This is a genomic window from Novosphingobium sp. NPDC080210, assembly GCF_050281025.1.
GTDB lineage: Bacteria > Pseudomonadota > Alphaproteobacteria > Sphingomonadales > Sphingomonadaceae > Novosphingobium.
Window position 1 is genome coordinate 237,157 of record NZ_JBNNWL010000001.1, and the last position, 17,201, is coordinate 254,357.

General features: G+C 66.9%; 12 protein-coding genes. 11 read left to right on the forward strand and 1 reads right to left on the reverse strand.

The features are described from left to right. Positions 1 to 13: 13 nt before the first annotated feature. From ACQKOE_RS01175 to ACQKOE_RS01185, 3 genes are read left to right on the forward strand one after another with little or no spacing between them, the layout of a single operon-like run. Entirely contained in the window at positions 14 to 1,507 is a 1,494-nt protein-coding gene (locus ACQKOE_RS01175; RefSeq protein ID WP_427511196.1) for a phospholipase D-like domain-containing protein, read from the forward strand. A 12-nt stretch (positions 1,508 to 1,519) separates the two neighbouring features. Next, complete coding sequence (gene folE, locus ACQKOE_RS01180) at positions 1,520 to 2,128, forward strand: GTP cyclohydrolase I FolE (RefSeq protein ID WP_427511197.1); 609 nt, start codon at positions 1,520 to 1,522, stop codon at positions 2,126 to 2,128. A 15-nt stretch (positions 2,129 to 2,143) separates the two neighbouring features. Next, positions 2,144 to 2,551 (forward strand): PaaI family thioesterase, encoded by a 408-nt coding sequence (locus ACQKOE_RS01185; RefSeq protein ID WP_427511198.1) that lies wholly within the window; start codon positions 2,144 to 2,146, stop codon positions 2,549 to 2,551. Positions 2,552 to 3,362: 811 nt separating this feature from the next. Here the strand turns inward: ACQKOE_RS01185 and ACQKOE_RS01190 are convergent. Then, positions 3,363 to 3,842 (reverse strand): peroxiredoxin, encoded by a 480-nt coding sequence (locus ACQKOE_RS01190; RefSeq protein ID WP_427511199.1) that lies wholly within the window; start codon positions 3,840 to 3,842, stop codon positions 3,363 to 3,365. 188 nt (positions 3,843 to 4,030) lie between these two features. Between ACQKOE_RS01190 and ACQKOE_RS01195 the strand changes: the two genes are divergently transcribed. The 8 genes from ACQKOE_RS01195 to addA all read left to right on the forward strand — a co-directional run bounded on the left by ACQKOE_RS01195 (position 4,031) and on the right by addA (position 17,124). Then, the gene (locus ACQKOE_RS01195; protein WP_427511200.1) at positions 4,031 to 4,495 is read left to right on the forward strand and encodes an S-adenosyl-L-homocysteine hydrolase; all 465 of its coding nucleotides are present in this window, start codon (positions 4,031 to 4,033) and stop codon (positions 4,493 to 4,495) included. Between the two features lie 149 nt (positions 4,496 to 4,644). Further along, a complete protein-coding gene (gene ahcY, locus ACQKOE_RS01200) occupies positions 4,645 to 6,048 on the forward strand; it encodes an adenosylhomocysteinase (RefSeq protein ID WP_427511201.1) in 1,404 nt (467 codons plus the stop codon). A gap of 117 nt (positions 6,049 to 6,165) precedes the next feature. Then, the gene (locus tag ACQKOE_RS01205; RefSeq protein ID WP_374589634.1) at positions 6,166 to 8,523 is read left to right on the forward strand and encodes a sensor histidine kinase; all 2,358 of its coding nucleotides are present in this window, start codon (positions 6,166 to 6,168) and stop codon (positions 8,521 to 8,523) included. Positions 8,524 to 8,525: 2 nt separating this feature from the next. After that, positions 8,526 to 8,969: a tRNA (adenosine(37)-N6)-threonylcarbamoyltransferase complex ATPase subunit type 1 TsaE gene (tsaE, locus tag ACQKOE_RS01210; RefSeq protein ID WP_374589665.1), complete on the forward strand. Its 444-nt coding sequence runs from the start codon at positions 8,526 to 8,528 to the stop codon at positions 8,967 to 8,969. Then, positions 8,966 to 9,952, forward strand: coding sequence for an aminoglycoside phosphotransferase family protein (locus tag ACQKOE_RS01215; RefSeq protein WP_427511202.1), 987 nt, complete (start codon positions 8,966 to 8,968; stop codon positions 9,950 to 9,952). Before tsaE ends, ACQKOE_RS01215 begins: the two co-directional genes overlap by 4 nt. Next, the gene (locus ACQKOE_RS01220; RefSeq protein ID WP_427511203.1) at positions 9,949 to 10,680 is read left to right on the forward strand and encodes a nucleotidyltransferase family protein; all 732 of its coding nucleotides are present in this window, start codon (positions 9,949 to 9,951) and stop codon (positions 10,678 to 10,680) included. The genes ACQKOE_RS01215 and ACQKOE_RS01220 overlap by 4 nt, the downstream gene beginning before the upstream one ends. Then, positions 10,673 to 13,663, forward strand: coding sequence for a double-strand break repair protein AddB (gene addB / locus ACQKOE_RS01225; protein WP_427511204.1), 2,991 nt, complete (start codon positions 10,673 to 10,675; stop codon positions 13,661 to 13,663). The genes ACQKOE_RS01220 and addB overlap by 8 nt, the downstream gene beginning before the upstream one ends. After that, positions 13,660 to 17,124 (forward strand): double-strand break repair helicase AddA, encoded by a 3,465-nt coding sequence (gene addA / locus ACQKOE_RS01230; RefSeq protein ID WP_427511205.1) that lies wholly within the window; start codon positions 13,660 to 13,662, stop codon positions 17,122 to 17,124. The genes addB and addA overlap by 4 nt, the downstream gene beginning before the upstream one ends. Positions 17,125 to 17,201: the final 77 nt, after the last annotated feature.

Sequence of the window (17,201 nt, forward strand, 5' to 3'; positions counted from 1 at the left end):
TAAGTTGAAGGCCATGGAAAGCGCGCCACCTGCCACGACGCAGCCGCAATCGGTGTGGCGCTTTGCCCGCGCCACGCGGGCGCACGTGGTGGTCGATGCCGCCGCTTACTTCGAGCTGATGCAACAGGCCATGCTGCGCGCGCGGCAACGCATCCACATGATCGGCTGGGATTTCGACACGCGGGTCCGGCTGGGGCCGGGACGCAAGTTCTACAACCTGCCGGACAAGGACGTGCAGCCTGCGCGCCTGGGGGCCTTCGTGGTCTGGCTGGTCAAACGCAACAAGGGCCTGCAAGTGCGGGTGCTGAAGTGGAATTTCGGCGCGCTGAAGTTCATTTTCCGCGGCTCGATGATCCTTGACCTGATCCGCTGGTTCTTCAAGCGCGGGATCGATTTCAAGTTCGATTCCGCCCACCCGCTGGGGTGCAGCCATCACCAGAAGATTATCGTGATCGATGACAAGTTCGCGGTCTGCGGCGGGATCGACATGACCAGCGACCGCTGGGACACGCCCGAACACCTGGAAGCCGATCCGCGCCGTCGTCATCCCTATGGCACGCGGCTTTACGGGCCGTGGCACGACCTTTCGATGCTGGTCGAAGGGGAGGCGGCGGGCGCCCTGGCCGAACTGGGCCGCGAACGCTGGGTCGCGGCGGGCGGGGCGGCGCTGATCCCCTGCGCTCCGCAGCAGGACAGCGCCTGGCCGGAAAACCTGAAGGCGGAATTCACCGATGTCGAAGTCGGCATTGCCCGCACCCGCTCCGCCTGGGGCCGGCTGGACGAAGTGCGCGAGATCGAGGCGCTGTTCGTGGAGCATATCCGCCGCGCCACGCGCTTCATCTATGCCGAGAGCCAGTATTTCGCCTCGCGCGCCGTGGCCGAGGCGATTGCCGAGAAGGTGGCCGAGCCGGACCCGCCGGAAATCGTCCTGATCAATCCCGCCACGGCCGAAGGCTGGCTGGAACAGACCGCGATGGACGGGGCGCGGGTGCGCTTGTCCCACGCCATCGCCCAGCGCGATCACAAGCAGCGCTTCCGCATCTTCATCCCGCGCAATGCGGCGGGCACGGCAATCTATGTCCATGCCAAGACCATGATCGTAGACGATGAGATTCTGCGGATCGGCTCGGCCAACATGAACAACCGCTCGATGGGGCTGGACAGCGAATGCGACCTGTTCATCGACGCCGCGCGGCCCGGAAACGAACACGCGGCCGCGCCGATCCACCGGCTGCGGGTCAACCTGCTGGCGGAACACACCGGGATGCTGCGCGAAGCGGTGGAGGAAGACCTGGCCCGCTATGGTTCGATGATCGACCTGATCGAAAATGCGCCGCGCCAGGGCAAGCGGCTCGATCCTTTTGTCTTGCGTCCGCTGACCGATGCGGAGAAAGCGGTCGCCGACAATGCGCTGCTCGATCCCGAGCGGCCAGAGGAACTGTTCGAACCGTTCAGCGCCCGGCGCGGCTTGTTCCGCCGGGGAGGGCTGCTGCGGCGACCGGGTTGAGGAGGTTAAGCAATGTCCTGTGCTCATGATGGTGGCGATGAAGGCCCCATGGCCAAGCTGCCTGTTCCCGATGACGTGCAGGACGCGATCCGCACCCTGATCCGCTGGTCGGGCGACGATCCGGCGCGCGAAGGGCTGATCGACACTCCGGCACGCGTGGCGCGCGCCTGGCGGGAGTATTGCCAGGGTTATGACGAGGACCCGGCCTATCACCTCTCGCGCCAGTTCGAGGAAGTGGGCGGCTATGACGAGCTGGTCCTGCTCAAGGACATTCCGTTCCAGTCGCACTGCGAACACCACATGGCCCCGATCACTGGCAAGGCCGCCATCGCCTATATGCCGCGTAACCGCGTGGTCGGGATTTCCAAGCTGGCGCGGGTGCTGCACGGTTTCGCCCGGCGCTTGCAGATCCAGGAGCGGCTGACCGCCGAAGTGGCGCAATGCATCTGGGACAATCTCAACCCCCAGGGCGTGGCCGTGGTGATCGAGGCGCAGCACGGCTGCATGACCGGGCGCGGCGTGAAGACGCCGGGCGTGGGCATGGTCACCAGCCGGATGATGGGCTGTTTTCTTGAGGACCACCGCAGCCGCAAGGAAGTGCTGAGCCTGATGGGTTACTGACCGGTGACTCCGGTGATGAGCGTGGCTGAGCTGGAAGCGTTCTTCCGCAAAGCCTTTCCCGACGTTGCCGAGGAACATCACGCCCGGATCGACGCGATCGAGCCGGGGCGGGTGCGCCTGACCTTGCCCAGGGCGGCCCTGGCCTTGCGTCCCGGCGGGATCGTGTCCGGTCCGACCCAGATGGGCCTGGCCGACCGCGCCGCCTATGCCGTGATCCTGGCCCATATCGGCCCGGTGGCCATGGCGGTCACGAGCAATCTCAATTTCAGCTTCCTGCGCGCGGTCGAGGCCAAGGCCGTCCATGCCGATGCGGTCCTGCTCAAGCTGGGTCGCAGGCTGGCGACCGTGGACGTGCGGCTGTGGCAGGACAGCGAGGCCGTGGTGCTAGCCCAGGCGAGCGTGACCTACGCAATTCCGGCCTGACGAAAGAAGTCTTGTGCTTTGGTGGCCGGCTTCGACAGGCTCAGCCTGAGCGGGGTTTTGAATCCCAGGCCGTCACCCCGGCGCAGGCCGGGGCCCAGCGGACCTTGCGCAAGGCCGGGAGGTATCAAGGTTTCGCGCAGAGAACGCAAAGGACGCAGAGGCGCTAAGGAGTTGCGCTTGCCGGAGCGCTGCCTGGTCCTTCTGCGGTTGGCTTGGAGGCCCGGAATATTGACAAGCGCCTGCGGCGGTCTGAACCCTTTGCGCCTTCCTTCTTTTCGCGCCTTTGCGTGAATCCTTTTCCCGGAACCCCGGCTTCGACAGGCTCAGCCTGAGCGGGGCTTTACCGGGCCGTCACCCCGGCGCAGGCCGGGGCCCAGCGGACCTTGCGCAAGGCCGGGAAGTTTCCAGGTTTCGCGCAGAGAACGCAAAGGACGCAGAGGCGCTAAGGAGTTCCGCTTGCCGGAGCGCTGCCTGGTCCTTCTGCGGTTGGCTTGGAGGCCCGGAATATTGACAAGCGCCTGCGGCGGCCCGAACCCTTTGCGCCTTCCTTCTTTTCGTGCCTTTGCGTGAATCCTTTTCCCGGAACCCCGGCTTCGACAGGCTCAGCCTGAGCGGGGCTATCAACTCTTTCCGGCCTGACGAAAAAAGGCCCGGAAGGCCTTGCGGCTTTCCGGGCCAAGTGAGGGAAGGCTGTTGCCTGTCCCTCCGGGTCGCAAAGCCAGATATAAGAAGTTTAACTTAAGTTGCATTGCGCAGAATCAAAAACCCCTCCCGCAGCGCGAGAGGGGCCTTTGTTTTGTTTGAAGCGATCTTAGAGCTGTTCGAGCATGTACTCGGCGCTGCTGACCTTGAACTCGCCCGGTGCTTCGACGTGGAGCTGTTCGACGGTGCCGTCGTTGACCACCATCGAGAAGCGCTGGCCGCGCTTGCCCAGGCCGAATGCGCTGCCGTCCATGGTCAGGCCCAGGGCTTCGGCAAAGTCGCCGTTGCCATCGGCCAGCATGGTGACGTCTTCGCTGCCGCCCGACTTGCCCCAGGCGCCCATCACGAAGGGATCGTTGACGGCGGTGCAGGCGATTTCGTCGATGCCCTTGGCCTTGAGGTCCGCGGCCTTGTCCACGAAGCCGGGCAGGTGCTTGGCCGAGCAGGTCGGGGTGAAAGCACCCGGGACCGAGAACAGCGCAACGCGCTTGCCCTTGAAGTAATCGGCGCTCTGCACCGCTTCCGGACCGTTTTCGGTGGCCTTGACCAGCTTAACGTCAGGCAGCTTGTCGCCAATAGCGATCGTCATAATCTCTCTCCTTGATACGGGGAACGGTTGGGGGAATTTGCGATTCCCTCGCAATATAGGTGCCCTTCGCGCGGGGGCAAGGCGCAGAGCACGTGGTTAATTTCGCTTTACCGGGGCAGTTGAAGATTGGGTAAAGGCATTGCGCGAAACTTCGCTCCAGCGGGATCGTCCCGCCGGAGGAATTTGCCATGCGTTCAAGCAAAGGCGTCGCGGCTGGACTGGCTGCCCTATCCCTGCTTCTTGCCCTTCCGACCGCTGCTGCCGGGAATGGAGCCGACCAGGCGGAAAAGATCCGCCGGCTGGACATCATGCTGATGGTCACGGGGCTGCGGTGCCGGACCACGGCGGACAATTTCCAGTCGGACTATGGCCGCTTCACCAGGGCCCATCTCGGCACGCTGAATGCCGCGAGCGATTCCCTCAAGGCGGACCTGTCGCGGCGGTTCGGCGCTGCCGGGGCAAACCGCGCGCTGGACCGGCTCAGCACGCAGATGGCAAACCAGTACGGGCAGGGGCACCCCTGGCTGAATTGCGGGCAATTGAAACAGGTTGCGCGTTCACTGGCTGACATGCGCGGCTCTGCGCCGCTGGTCGAAGCGGCAGACGCCTTGCTGGAGCGCGGGCCGCAGCGGCTGGCCTGGCTGCGCAAATAGCGGGACTCTGCTGATGGTGCTCGAAAAGATGATATAAAGGTTCTGTTATATTTGCCTCGCAGGCTCCAAGCGGCTAAGGGCAGCGTCAGGACGGCGCTGCCTTTTTGCTTGCGCAAGTGCCGGTTGTATCAAGACAGGAGTTGCCCCACGTGGCCAATGAGCACGACTATGTGATCGCCGATATCGGACTTGCCGACTTCGGCCGCGCCGAAATTGCCATCGCCGAAACCGAAATGCCCGGCCTGATGGCCCTGCGCGAGGAATTCGGCGCCAGCCAGCCGCTGAAGGGCGCGCGGATCACCGGTTCGCTGCACATGACGATCCAGACCGCCGTGCTGATCGAAACGCTGGTCGCGCTGGGCGCGGAAGTGCGCTGGGCGACCTGCAACATCTATTCGACCCAGGACCATGCCGCCGCCGCCATTGCCGCACGCGGCATTCCGGTGTTCGCGGTGAAGGGCGAAAGCCTGGCCGATTACTGGGACTATGTTGGCCGGATCTTTGACTGGGACGACGGTTCGGGCCGCACGGCCAACATGATCCTGGACGATGGCGGCGATGCCACCATGTTCGCGCTGTGGGGTGCGCGGGTCGAGGCGGGCGAAGAACTGTTCGAACCCAGCAATGCCGAGGAAATCGAATTCTGCCGCGCGCTCAAGGCCTTCCTCAAGGCCAAGCCGGGCTACCTCACCATGTCGGTCACCCATATCAAGGGCGTGTCGGAAGAAACCACGACCGGCGTCCACCGCCTCTACCAGATCGCCAAGGACGGCAAGCTGCCGTTCCCCGCGATCAACGTGAACGACAGCGTCACCAAGTCGAAGTTCGACAACCTCTATGGCTGCAAGGAATCGCTGGTCGACGCGATCCGCCGCGCGACCGACGTGATGCTGGCCGGCAAAGTTGCATGCGTCGCGGGCTTTGGCGACGTCGGCAAGGGCTCTGCCGCTTCGCTGCGCCAGGGCGGCGCGCGCGTGATGGTCACTGAAATCGACCCGATCTGCGCGCTGCAGGCGGCGATGGAAGGCTATGAAGTCGTCACCATGGAAGAAGCCGTGCAGCGCTGCGACATTTTCGTCACCGCCACCGGCAACGAGGACGTCATCACCGCCGAGCACATGAAGGCGATGAAGCCGATGAGCATCGTCTGCAACATCGGCCACTTCGACAGCGAAATCCAGATTTCGGCGCTCGACAACTACAAGTGGACCGAAGTGAAGCCGGGCACCGACCTGGTTGAATTCCCGGACGGCAAGCAGATCATCGTCCTGGCCAAGGGCCGCCTGGTGAACCTGGGCTGCGCCACCGGCCACCCCAGCTTCGTCATGTCGTCCTCGTTCACCAACCAGACCCTGGCCCAGATCGAGCTGTTCACCAAGAACAGCGAGTACAAGAACGAGGTCTATGTCCTGCCCAAGCACCTGGATGAAAAGGTCGCGGCGCTGCATCTGGAAAAGCTGGGGGTCAAGCTGACCAAGCTGAGCCAGAAGCAGGCGGACTATATCGGCGTCTCGGCCGAAGGACCGTTCAAGCCGGATCACTATCGCTATTGATCCCAAAGGACTGGCTGGCCGAAGGGCGCCTGCTTTTCGGCCAGCCGCCCCCGCTTTCGCGGGGATGACGGGGCCATGCGTCTTGCCATTGCCCGCGTCGGCGCATAGCTGAAAGACATGACGCTTACCCCCACCGCGCTGGTCCTGCTTGGCCTCTTGCTGGCGGCCTGGACCATCGCCGCGCTGTGGGCCGTTGCCGCCGCGCGGCTGCGCCAGCGCAAGGCCGAAGCCGGGCAGCGCAATGCCCGGCGGCTGGCGCGGATGGTCGATGAAAGTCCGGCCCTGCCGCTGCTGGTGCGGGCCGATGGCCGGATCGAGGCTCCGCAGCGCCTGGCCAACTGGCTGGGGCTGGACAGCGTCCCGCAATTTCTGACCGAACTCGACGGGGGCCGCATTGACGGCGGGGGCGGGGGCCTGACCACCGAACAGCTCAATGAACTGACCGAGGCGGTGCGCCGCTGCCAGCGCACGGCGGCGCCGTTCCGCATGGTCGCCACCCCGCGCGGATCGAGCCGCAGCCTGGCCCTGCGCGGACACCTGGCCGACCCGCAGATTTCCCCGGGCGGGGCGGCGCTGGTCTGGGTCTTCGACTTTTCCGACAGCGAGAGCGAACTGGTGCAATTGCGCGGCGAAGCAGCCCGCGCCCGGGATGATTTCATCGCGCTGGTCGGGCTGATCGAGGCTGCGCCCATGCCGATGTGGTTCCGTGGCCCGGACGGCGATCTGCGGCTGGTCAACCAGGCCTATGTCGAGGCGGTGGCAGGGCAGGACGCCCGCCAGGTCGCGGCGGACGGGGTGGAATTGGTCGAAAGCGTCGACGGGCTGACCGCCAGGCAGGTCGCGCTTCAGGCTGCGGCCAAGCAGATGCCGATCGAGCGGATGGTCTCTGCCACGATCAATGGCGAGCGCCGCGCGCTGCGCGTGTCCGACCTGCCGCTGGGGCAGGAAGGCGTCGCCGGTTACGCCGTCGACGTCGAGGAAATGGAAGAGCTGTCGCGCACCCTGCGCGCTTTCCGCGATGCCCAGCGCAACATGCTGGACCAGCTTTCCGCCGGCGTGGCGCAGTTCGATGCCAAGCGGCAGATGACCTTCGCCAACCGCCCGTTCCAGCGCATCTTTGGCATGAACGCGGCGGCCATGCTGGACCTGCCGCAGTTCGACCGCCTGCTCGACATGGCCCGCGATGCCGGGCGCGTGCCCGAAGCGCGCGACTTCCCGGCCTGGCGGCGCGAACGCGCGGCCTGGTTCATGGCCAGCACGCCGCAGGAAGAAGCCTGGATGCTGGCCGATGGCACGCACCTGCGCATCGTCGCCCAGCCGCTGCCCGATGGCGGGCTGATGCTGATTGCCGAGGACCGGACCGAGCAACTGCAACTGGCCGCGGCGCGTGATACCCTGCTGCGCACCCGCACCGCCACGTTCGACAGCCTGTTCGAATCCATCGCGATCTTCGCGCCGGATGGCCGCTTGCAACTGTGGAACCGCCGCTTTGCTGCCGACTGGGGGCTGGACGACACCCTGCTCGACACCCATCCCCGGATCGAGACGCTGCTGGAGCAGATCGCGCGGCAGCTGACCAAGCCGGTGAAGGTAAAGGCCGTGGGCGACGTTGTCCGCGCCGCCACGCTGGACCGCCGCCAGACCGGCGGGCGCGCCCTGCTGGCCGACGGGCGCACGCTGGAATTCGCCGGGGTGCCGCTGCCCGATGGCAATGGCCTGCTGACCGTGCTCGACATCACCGACTCGCAAAAGGCCGAAGAAGCCCTGAAGCAGCGCAATGCCGCGCTGGAAGAGGCTGACGCGATGAAGACCCGCTTCCTTGCCAACATGAGTTACGAATTCCGCACCCCGCTTACCTCCATCGGCGGCTTTGCCGAATTGCTGGAGGCCGGGCTGGGCGGTGAATTGAGCGAGAGCGGCAAGGAATATGTCGGCGCGATCCTGCAATCGGTCGACCGGCTGGGCGAACAGATCGAATCCGTTCTCGACCTGTCGCAGAGCGAGGCTGGAATGCTCCCGCTGGCGCAGGAGGAAATCGACCTGCTGCCCTTCGTCACCAAGCTGGTTGAGGACCGCGCGGCGCGGATCAAGGCGGCGAACCTGACGCTGGACATGCGCGGCGACCGCAGCGCCGGACGGTTGCAGGGCGACCGCCGCCGTCTGGGCCGCGCCATTGGCCACCTGATCGACAATGCCATTGCCGCTACCCCGGAAGGCGGGCGCATCCTGGTCGAACTGGGCGTGCACAAGGGCAAGGCGCGGCTGGTGATTTCCGATAACGGCGCGGGCATGGACGCGGCCACGCTGGCCCGCGCGCTGGAAGGGATCAAGGTCAGCAGCGACGGCAAAGGCGTGGAACGCCGCCAGGGCCTGGGCCTGCCGCTCGCCCGCCAGTTGATCGAGGCTCACGGCGGCACGCTGGAGCTGATCAGCGAGCCGGGGCAGGGCACGGCTGCCATCGTGGACCTGCCGTAAGCATGATCATCGACCTGCCCGATCTTGCCGCGATGGAGCAGCTGGGCGCGCGCCTGGCCGAGGCGCTGCGCCCCGGTGACGTGATCGCCCTGTCTGGCGGGCTGGGTGCGGGCAAGACCACCCTGGCCCGCGCGATCATTGCCGCACTTGGCCATCAGGGTGAAGTCCCGTCGCCCAGCTTTGCGATCATCGAAACCTATGATCCGCCCGCGCTGCGCCTGCCGCTGGTCCACGCCGATTTCTACCGCCTGAAGCACCCGGAAGAGGTGGAGGAACTGGGCCTGGACGACTATCGCCACGGTGCCGCGCTGATTGCCGAATGGCCTGAAATGGCGGGAGGTTTCGCGCACGAGGCAGGCTGCCTGTCGATCCGCCTCGAAACTGCGGATAGGGGGCGCAAGGCGATTGTCGAACCCGGCCGCGATTGGCTAGGGCGCTTGGCATGAGCGACAGTCTGCCGGACGGCATCGAAGCATTTCTGAACACTGCGGGCTGGTCCGCGGCGCAGGTCGAACCGCTGCCGGGCGATGCCTCTTTCCGGCGCTATTTCCGCATCCGGCAGGGTGAAAAGTCGGCCATGCTGATGCACGCGCCGCCGCCGCACGAAGATCCGCAGCCCTTTCTGCGCGCCGCCAAGTGGCTTGACGCCAATGGCCTGCGCGCGCCGCAGATCCTGGCTGAGGACGCAGCGGCGGGCCTGGTCCTGCTTGAGGACTTTGGCGAAGTGCGGATGCGCGAATACCTCGACGAATGGCCCGATGACGAGGCCGAGGTCTACCGCGCGGCGATTGACGCCCTGGTCGAATTGCGCCGCCTGCCGCCGGGTCCGTTTCGCGACTATTCGCTCAGCGAATATCTCCGCGAGGCACGGCTGCTGACTGAATGGTATTGCCCCGCGCAGAACCTGACCGTTGACGAGGCGGGCTATGCCAGCGCCTGGGAAAAGGTGCTGGGCGACATGCTCCCCCGCCAGCGTCCCGGTATCTGCGTGCTGCGCGATTACCACGCCGAGAACATCATGCTGCTGGGCGCGCTGCGCGATCAGGGCCTGCTCGATTTCCAGGACGCGCTGAACGGCCATCCGGCCTATGACCTGGTCTCGCTGCTCCAGGATGCGCGGCGCGACGTGTCGCCCGAACTGGAAGCGGAAATGTTCGACTATTATGTCGAGAAAACCGGCGCGGATGCGGAAGAATTTCTCGCCGACTATGCCCGGCTCGGCGCACAGCGCAATGCCAAGATCGTCGGCATCTTCGTCCGCCTGTGGAAGCGCGACGGCAAGCCGCGCTACCTGGATTACATCCCCCGCGTCTGGGCCTTGCTGGAACGCGACCTGAGCCATCCGGCGCTGGCCCCCGTGGCGGAATGGTTCGAAGCGAATATTCCGGCCGAGCTGCGCGCGGCAGGCGGAGGCGTGTTCCATCCATGAGCGGCACGGCGCTGGTTTCCGATACCGCCATGGTCATGGCCGCAGGGCTGGGCACGCGGATGCTGCCGCTGACGGCGGGCACGCCAAAGCCGCTGATCGAAGTGGGCGGCAAGAAGCTGATCGACTACATGATCGAGCATCTGGCCGATGCCGGGATCGAAAAGGCCGTGGTCAACGTCCACTACCTGCCCGATCAGGTCGAGGCGTACCTGCGCACGCGCCAGCATCCCTCCGTTGCTTTCAGCGACGAACGTGACCTGCTGCTGGAAACCGGCGGCGGCATGGTCAAGGCCTGGCGCAGCGGTCTGCTGCCCGACCCGTTCTATTGCCTGAACAGCGACAACATCTGGATCGACGGGCCGCGCAATACCTTGCTGGACCTGTCCGATGCCTGGGATGCGGAGCGGATGGACGCGCTCTTGCTGCTGGTCCCGCGCGAACGGGCGTTTGAGCATCGCGGCAAGGGCGATTTCCATCTCGAAGCCGATGGCCGCCTGCGCCGCCGCGCCAAGGACGAGGACAGCGCGCCCTATATCTTCATCGGCGCCCAGATTGCATCGCACCGGCTGCTGCGCGATGCGCCGGACGGGCCGTTTTCCACCAATGTCCTGTGGGACCGGGCGCTGGCCGAAGGGCGGCTTTACGGCGTGGTCCATGCGGGTGAGTGGTTCGATCTGGGCACGCCCGAAGCGATTGCTCCGGCAGAGGCGCGGCTGGAACGTGCCTGAACGCGCCGGGCCAAAGGTCTATTCCATCGCCGCCCACCGGGGCTTTGCCGACGCGCTGGTGGCCGGGCTGATCCCGCGCTACGCGGACAAGGAGCTCGGGCTGGCGCGGCTGACCCTGCTGCTGCCCTCCAGCCGCGCGGTGCGGATCGTGACCGAGGCTTTCGTGCGCCTCTCGGGCGGCGGGATGCTCTTGCCGCGCATGGCGGCGGTGGGCGATCTGGACCTGGACGAGACGCTCGGCCCGCTGCTCGATCCGCTCGGCGCGGGAAGCGAAGTGCCTCCGGCCGCCGATCCGACGCTGCGCTGGCTGCGGCTGGCGGACCTGCTGCGCGAGGAGCTTGGCCCGGATGCGCCCAAGGCTCCCGGCCTGCTGCGCCTGGCCTTTGAAACGGGCCGGACCATGGACCGGCTGACGGTTGAGGGGCTGGAACTGGGCGACCTGCTGGACGAACGGATTGCCGGGATCGTCGGCGATCTGGCCAGCCACTGGCAGCAATCGACCCGCACTTTCGCCCGCGTCCAGGCGCGCTGGCTGGCCGAACTGGCCGCGCGGGGAGAGGTTGACGCGCCTGAGCGGCGCAACCGCCTGTTCGCCCATGCCGCGCGGCGCTGGCGCGAGAGGCCGCCTGCTCATCCGGTCGTCGCTGCCGGGGTGACCAGCGCTTCGCCCGCGCTCGCCAGCCTGCTGCGCGTCGTGTCCGAATTGCCGCAAGGCGCGGTGATCCTGCCCGATCTGGACCTGTCGCTGGACGAAGCGGTCTGGCAATCGCTGGGCAGCGCCGGGATTCCGGCGAGCGAGGGCGAGGCTCCGTTTGGGGAGCGCGATGCCCTGGCGCACCCGCAATATCACCTCAAGCTGCTGCTCAACCGCATGGGCGTCAATCGCGGCGAAGTGGATGCCTGGCACCGCGCGGGCATGGCCGCCGCTCCGCCAGAGCGCAGCCGGGCGATCTCCAACCTGTTCCTGCCGCCGGAAGGCAGCGCGGGCTGGGTTGACCTGAAGCCCGACCAGCGCCGTCTGTCCGGCGTGCGGCTGATGGAATCCGCGCATCCGGGCGAGGAAGCGCAGGCCATTGCCCTGCTGATCCGCCAGGCGCTGGAAGTGCCGAAAAAGCGCGTCGCGCTGATCACTCCGGATCGCGGACTGGCGGGGCGGGTGGTGGCGCACCTCAAGCGCTGGGACATTGTTGCCGATGATACGGCGGGCCGACCGCTGCCGCAGACCCCGGCGGGCCGCATCCTGCTGCTGCTGGCCGAAGTCGCGGCAGAGCAGGCTACGCCGGTTCCGCTGCTGTCGCTGCTGACTCACCCGCTGGCCGGTGCCGGGGAAGGGCGCGCGGTCTGGCTGGATAATGCCCGCGCGCTCGATCTGGCGCTGCGCGGTCCGCGTCCCTCTCCGGGGCTGGAGCCGCTGGCGGAAATCGTGCGCGAACAGGCGCGGCGCGGCAAAGGCAGCGACATCGCCGCCTGGTGGGACGGCGTGCAGGCGATCCTTGCGCCGCTGCTGGCAGGCGCGGACGAAGTTAAACTGGGCACGGCCCTGGCGCGACTGGCCGAGGCGGGGGAAGCCCTGTGCGGCACGCGGCTATGGGCCGAGGCGGACGGGCGCTCGCTCTCTGCCTGGCTGGAGGAACTGCGAATCGCGGCGGATCAGGCCAGAACGCGCCTTGCCGCCAAGGACCTGCCCGGCGTGCTGCGCGACGCGATGGACCGGGTTTCGGTGCGCCCGCCATGGGGCGGCCATCCCCGCGTTGCCATCTATGGCTTGCTCGAAGCGCGGATGAGCCGCGCCGATCTGGTGATCTGCGCCGGTCTGGCCGAGGGCACCTGGCCCGCCGCGCCCAGCCCGGAACCCAGCCTGCCGCCGCCGGTGCTGCGCGCGCTGGGCGTGCCTTCGGGCGAATTCCGCATCGGCCTGGCCGCGCATGACCTGGCCGGAGCGCTGGGCGCACCGGAAGTCGTGCTGAGTTGGGCGCAGCGCAGCGAAGGCGGCCCGGTGATCCCCAGCCGCTTTGTCCTGCGGGTTCAGGCCATGCTGGGCGAACTGGCCGAAAGCCACCGCGAGACGGAGGCGGTCGCGCTCGCCCGCGCCATTGACCATGCTTCGCCCGCGCCGGCCTATCCCCGGCCCCAGCCGCGCCCCAGCGCCGAGCAGCGCGACGTGGCCCTGGCCGTGACCGCGATCGACCGGCTGCGCGGCGATCCCTATCAGTTCTATGCCGGTTCGATCCTGCGCTTGCGGCGCAAGGACGGGCTGGATGCGGAACCGACCGCCGCCTGGCAGGGCACCGTGGTCCATGCCGTGATGGAACGCTGGCACAAGAACGGCGGCGGTGCGGGCGAACTGACCGCGCTGGCTCAGGAAGAGCTGGCCAAGATGCAGGCCCATGTCGTCACGCGCGGGCTATGGTGGCCGCGCCTGTCCCGCGCGCTGGAATGGATCGACCTGAAAATCGCGCAGGACCGGGGCGAGGGGCGCGAAGTGCTGGCCAGCGAGATCAAGGGCGAGATGACTCTCGCCGGAGTGAAAGTCCATGGCCGCGCCGACCGGATCGATCGCCGCGCCGATGGCCGTCTGGTCGTGGTCGATTACAAGACCGGCAAGCCGCCATCGGGCGGGCAAGTGAAGGATGGCTTCGCGCTCCAGCTTGGCACCCTGGGCCTGATCGCCAATGCGCGCGGGTTCAAGGACGTGGCCGGAATGCCCGACGGGTTCGAATACTGGTCGTTCGGCAAGGACGACAAGAGCGCGACCGGCTTTGGCTATGTCTACGAGCCGGTGGCTGACGGCAAGAAAGTGGGCATTCCGCGCGACGAATTCCTGATGGAAACGCAGCGCTATCTGCTGGAAGCCATCGACAAGTGGATCAAGGGCGACGAGCCGTTCACGGCGCGGCTCAATCCCGATCTGGGCGGCTATAACGACTATGACCAATTGATGCGGCTGGACGAATGGCAGGCGCGCGGGGAGGCCGAGGGATGAGCCGGCTCTTCCCCCTGACCCATGAACAGCACCCGGCGGTCGATCCGGGTGAAGTGGTCTGGCTCTCCGCCTCGGCGGGAACGGGCAAGACCCAGGTGCTTTCCGCCCGCGTGCTGCGCCTGTTGCTGCAGGACGGCGTGCGCCCGGATCAGATCCTCTGCCTGACCTTCACCAAGGCGGGCGCGACCGAAATGGCGGCGCGGATCAACGAAGTGCTGGCGCGCTGGGTGCGGGCCGATGCCGTGTCGCTGGCGCAGGACCTGCAGGCCATCGGCGCGGACTACGGCCCGGCGGCGCAGGAAAAGGCGCGGCGGCTGTTTGCCGAAGTGCTCGATTGCCCCGGCGGCGGGCTGCGGATCGACACGATCCACGCCTTTGCCCAGTGGCTGCTTTCGGCCTTTCCCAGCGAGGCGGGGCTGCTGCCCGGCGTCAAGGCAATGGAGGATCGCGACCGCGACCTGCTGCTGCGCGAAGTCCTGTCCGACATGCTGCTGGAGGCAGAGCGCAGCAACGACGTTGCCACCTTTGCCGCGCTGGAGCAGCTTTCGGTCCGGCTTGGCCCCATGGCCGTCCCCGCCTGGCTGCTGCGCTGCGCCACGGCGCGCGAGGCGTGGGAAGGGCCGGGCGGCTGGCAACCGCCGATGCGGGCCAACGTGCTGCGCCTGATCGGCCTGCCCAGCGATGCCTGCGCGGACGACCTGGCCGACCTGTGCAGCAACGGGGTGTTCGATACCGATGCCTTGCAACTATGCCTGGGCACCTATCGGCAATGGTCTTCCCCAACCGGACAGAAATGCACGGCGGCGATCCAGTCCTGGCTGGAAAGCGGCCCGGCAGAGCGGCTGGAAGCCCTGCCGGAACTGGTGAAGGAGCTGTTCACGCTCGACGACCGGCCCAAGAACCTGCGCTACATCGCCAAGTTCGAAGAGTTCTATGAAGAGGCGGCCCAGGCGGTGCTGGACTGCTGCAAGGCCGTGCGCGACCGCCGTGCCTTGCTGGAACTGGCCGATTTCCTGACCCCGGCGCTGGAACTGGGCCGCAAGTTTTCGGCCCTGTGGGACGATGCCAAGGCGCGGGCTGGCTATATCGACTTTGACGACCAGATCCGTCAGGCGGCGGGCCTGCTGACGCGCGGCGATCTGGCCGAATGGATCCGCTACAAGCTGGACCGGCGCTTTGACCACATCCTGGTCGATGAAGCGCAGGATACCAACGAATCGCAGTGGGAAATCATCAATGCCCTGACCGGTGATTTCTTTGCCGGGGAAGGCGCGCATGGTGACAAGCTGCGCACCCTGTTCGTGGTTGGCGATTACAAGCAGGCGATCTTCCGCTTTCAGGGGACCAGCCCGGAAAACTTCGCGCGGGCCAAGGACCGGGTGCGCGGGCAGATGGAAGGGCTCGCCGCCAATCTTGCCCAGCTGCGCACCGCCAGCCAGGCGCGCAGCCTGCGCGACCTGGACCTGGGGCAAAGCTTCCGCACGGCGCGGGCGATCCTCGACTTCGTCGACCGCGCAATTGCCGACATTGGCCACGAAGGATTTGGGCTGGGCAAGCCGGCAGAGCCGCACAAGGGGCAGGACCGCCCCGGACAGGTCGTGTTCTGGCGCGTGCTGGGCGCTCCATCCGAAGATGAAGGCGAACCCGGCGAAGCGGCGGAAGAGGGGCAGGAAGGCTGGCTTTCCCGCAGCGACCGGCAATTGGCGGACCGCATCGCGCGGCAGGTCAAGGCGTGGATGGACCACGGCTTTCCGCTGGTAAAGGGCGAACCGGAGGGCAAGGCGCGGCGCGCCACACCGGGCGATGTCATGGTGCTGGTGCGCAAGCGCAAGGAACTGGCGGGCCTGATCGTGGCACGGCTCCATGCGGCTGGCGTCGCCGTGGCGGGGGTGGACCGCTTGCGGTTGGCCGCGCCGCTGGCGGTGCGCGACCTGATGGCCGCGCTGCGCTTTGCCGCGCAGCCGCTGGACGACCTGAACCTTGCCTGCCTGCTTGTCTCGCCGCTGATCGGGTGGAGCCAGGACGACCTGCTGAGCCACGGCTGGCGGCCCGAAGGCGTCCACCTCTACGATCATTTGCGCAAGCTTCGGGGCGAGCCTTTGGTGGACCGCACGTGGGAGCAATTGACGCAATTGCTCCGCATTGCCGACTACGACCCGCCGCAAGCGCTGCTCCACTGGATCCTGACCGGTCCGTGGCAGGGGCGGCGCAAGCTGGTCGCGCGGCTGGGGACCGAAGCGGGCGATCCAATTGACGAACTGCTCAACGCCGCGAGCGCTTTTTCGGCCAGCAAGGTGCCCAGTCTCAACACCTTCATCCAGTGGTTCGACGCGGGCGAGGGCGAGCTTAAGCGCGAGGCAGGCAAGAACCGCGACGAAGTGCGGGTGATGACCGTGCACGGCTCGAAAGGCTTGCAGGCCCCTATCGTGATCCTGGCCGATGCGGCGGACAATCCCCGTGCTTCCCGCAGTTCTGCTCTGGAATTAAGCGACAACCTGTCAGGTAGGAAAATTCCTCTTCCGCGTTTAAACAAGCACGAAGTGGCGGGCGCGATTGCCGAGGCCAAGGCGCAGACCGAGCAGGAGGAAATGCAGGAGCATTGGCGCTTGCTCTATGTCGCCATGACCCGCGCCGAAGAGGCGCTGTTCATCGGCGGGGCGCTCAGTTCCCGCGAAAAGGAACCCAATGCCGATAGCTGGTATGCCCGGCTGGAGCCGCTGTTCGATGGGGACTGGCTGGACGATCCGCTGTGGGGCGCGGTCAAGCTGCACGGCGAGGCGCCGGACGTGGCGGTCCCGCCGCTGACCGGCGCGGTCGGCCAGCTGGCCCTGCTGCCCCCCTGGGTGGCCAGGACTGCCCCGGCTGAACCGCGTCCGCCAAAGCCGCTTGCCCCCTCTTCGTTGGGTGAGGACCGCGCCAGCGATCCGCCCTGGCCAGCGGGTGCCGGTGCGGCGGCGGCGCGGCGCGGGGTCTTGCTCCACCGCTTGCTGGAACGCTTGCCCGAAGTGGCCCCGGCAGAGCGCGAAGGAGCGGCGCAGGCCTGGCTGGCGCGGTCCGCGTCCGAACTGGAAAGCGCGGCGCGCGGCGAAATGGTCACCTCGGCCCTGCGCGTGCTGGCGCATCCCGCCTGGGCCGATCTGTTCGCGCCCGGTGCCCTGGCCGAAGTGCCGATTGCGGCAACCGTCGGCGGTCAGGTCGTGGCCGGAACCATCGACCGCCTGCTGATCGAGGGCGAGCGAATCCGCCTGGTCGACTTCAAGACCGCGCGCCGCCCGCCCGCTGGCCTCGACGAAGTGCCGGTGTCGATCCTGCGGCAGATGGCGGCCTATGCCGCCGCGCTGGAAGCGACCTATCCCGGACGGCGGGTAGATGCGGCGCTGCTTTACACGCAAACGCCTGTCCTGCTGGAAATTCCGGCGGAGCTTCTGGCCATTCACAAGCAGGGTTTGGGTGGAGACTAGCAATCCTATGTGCGGGAAAGCGTTGCCAAGCCCGCCTTCGACCCTAGATTAGCGCAAGAGAGATCAAAGGAGATTCC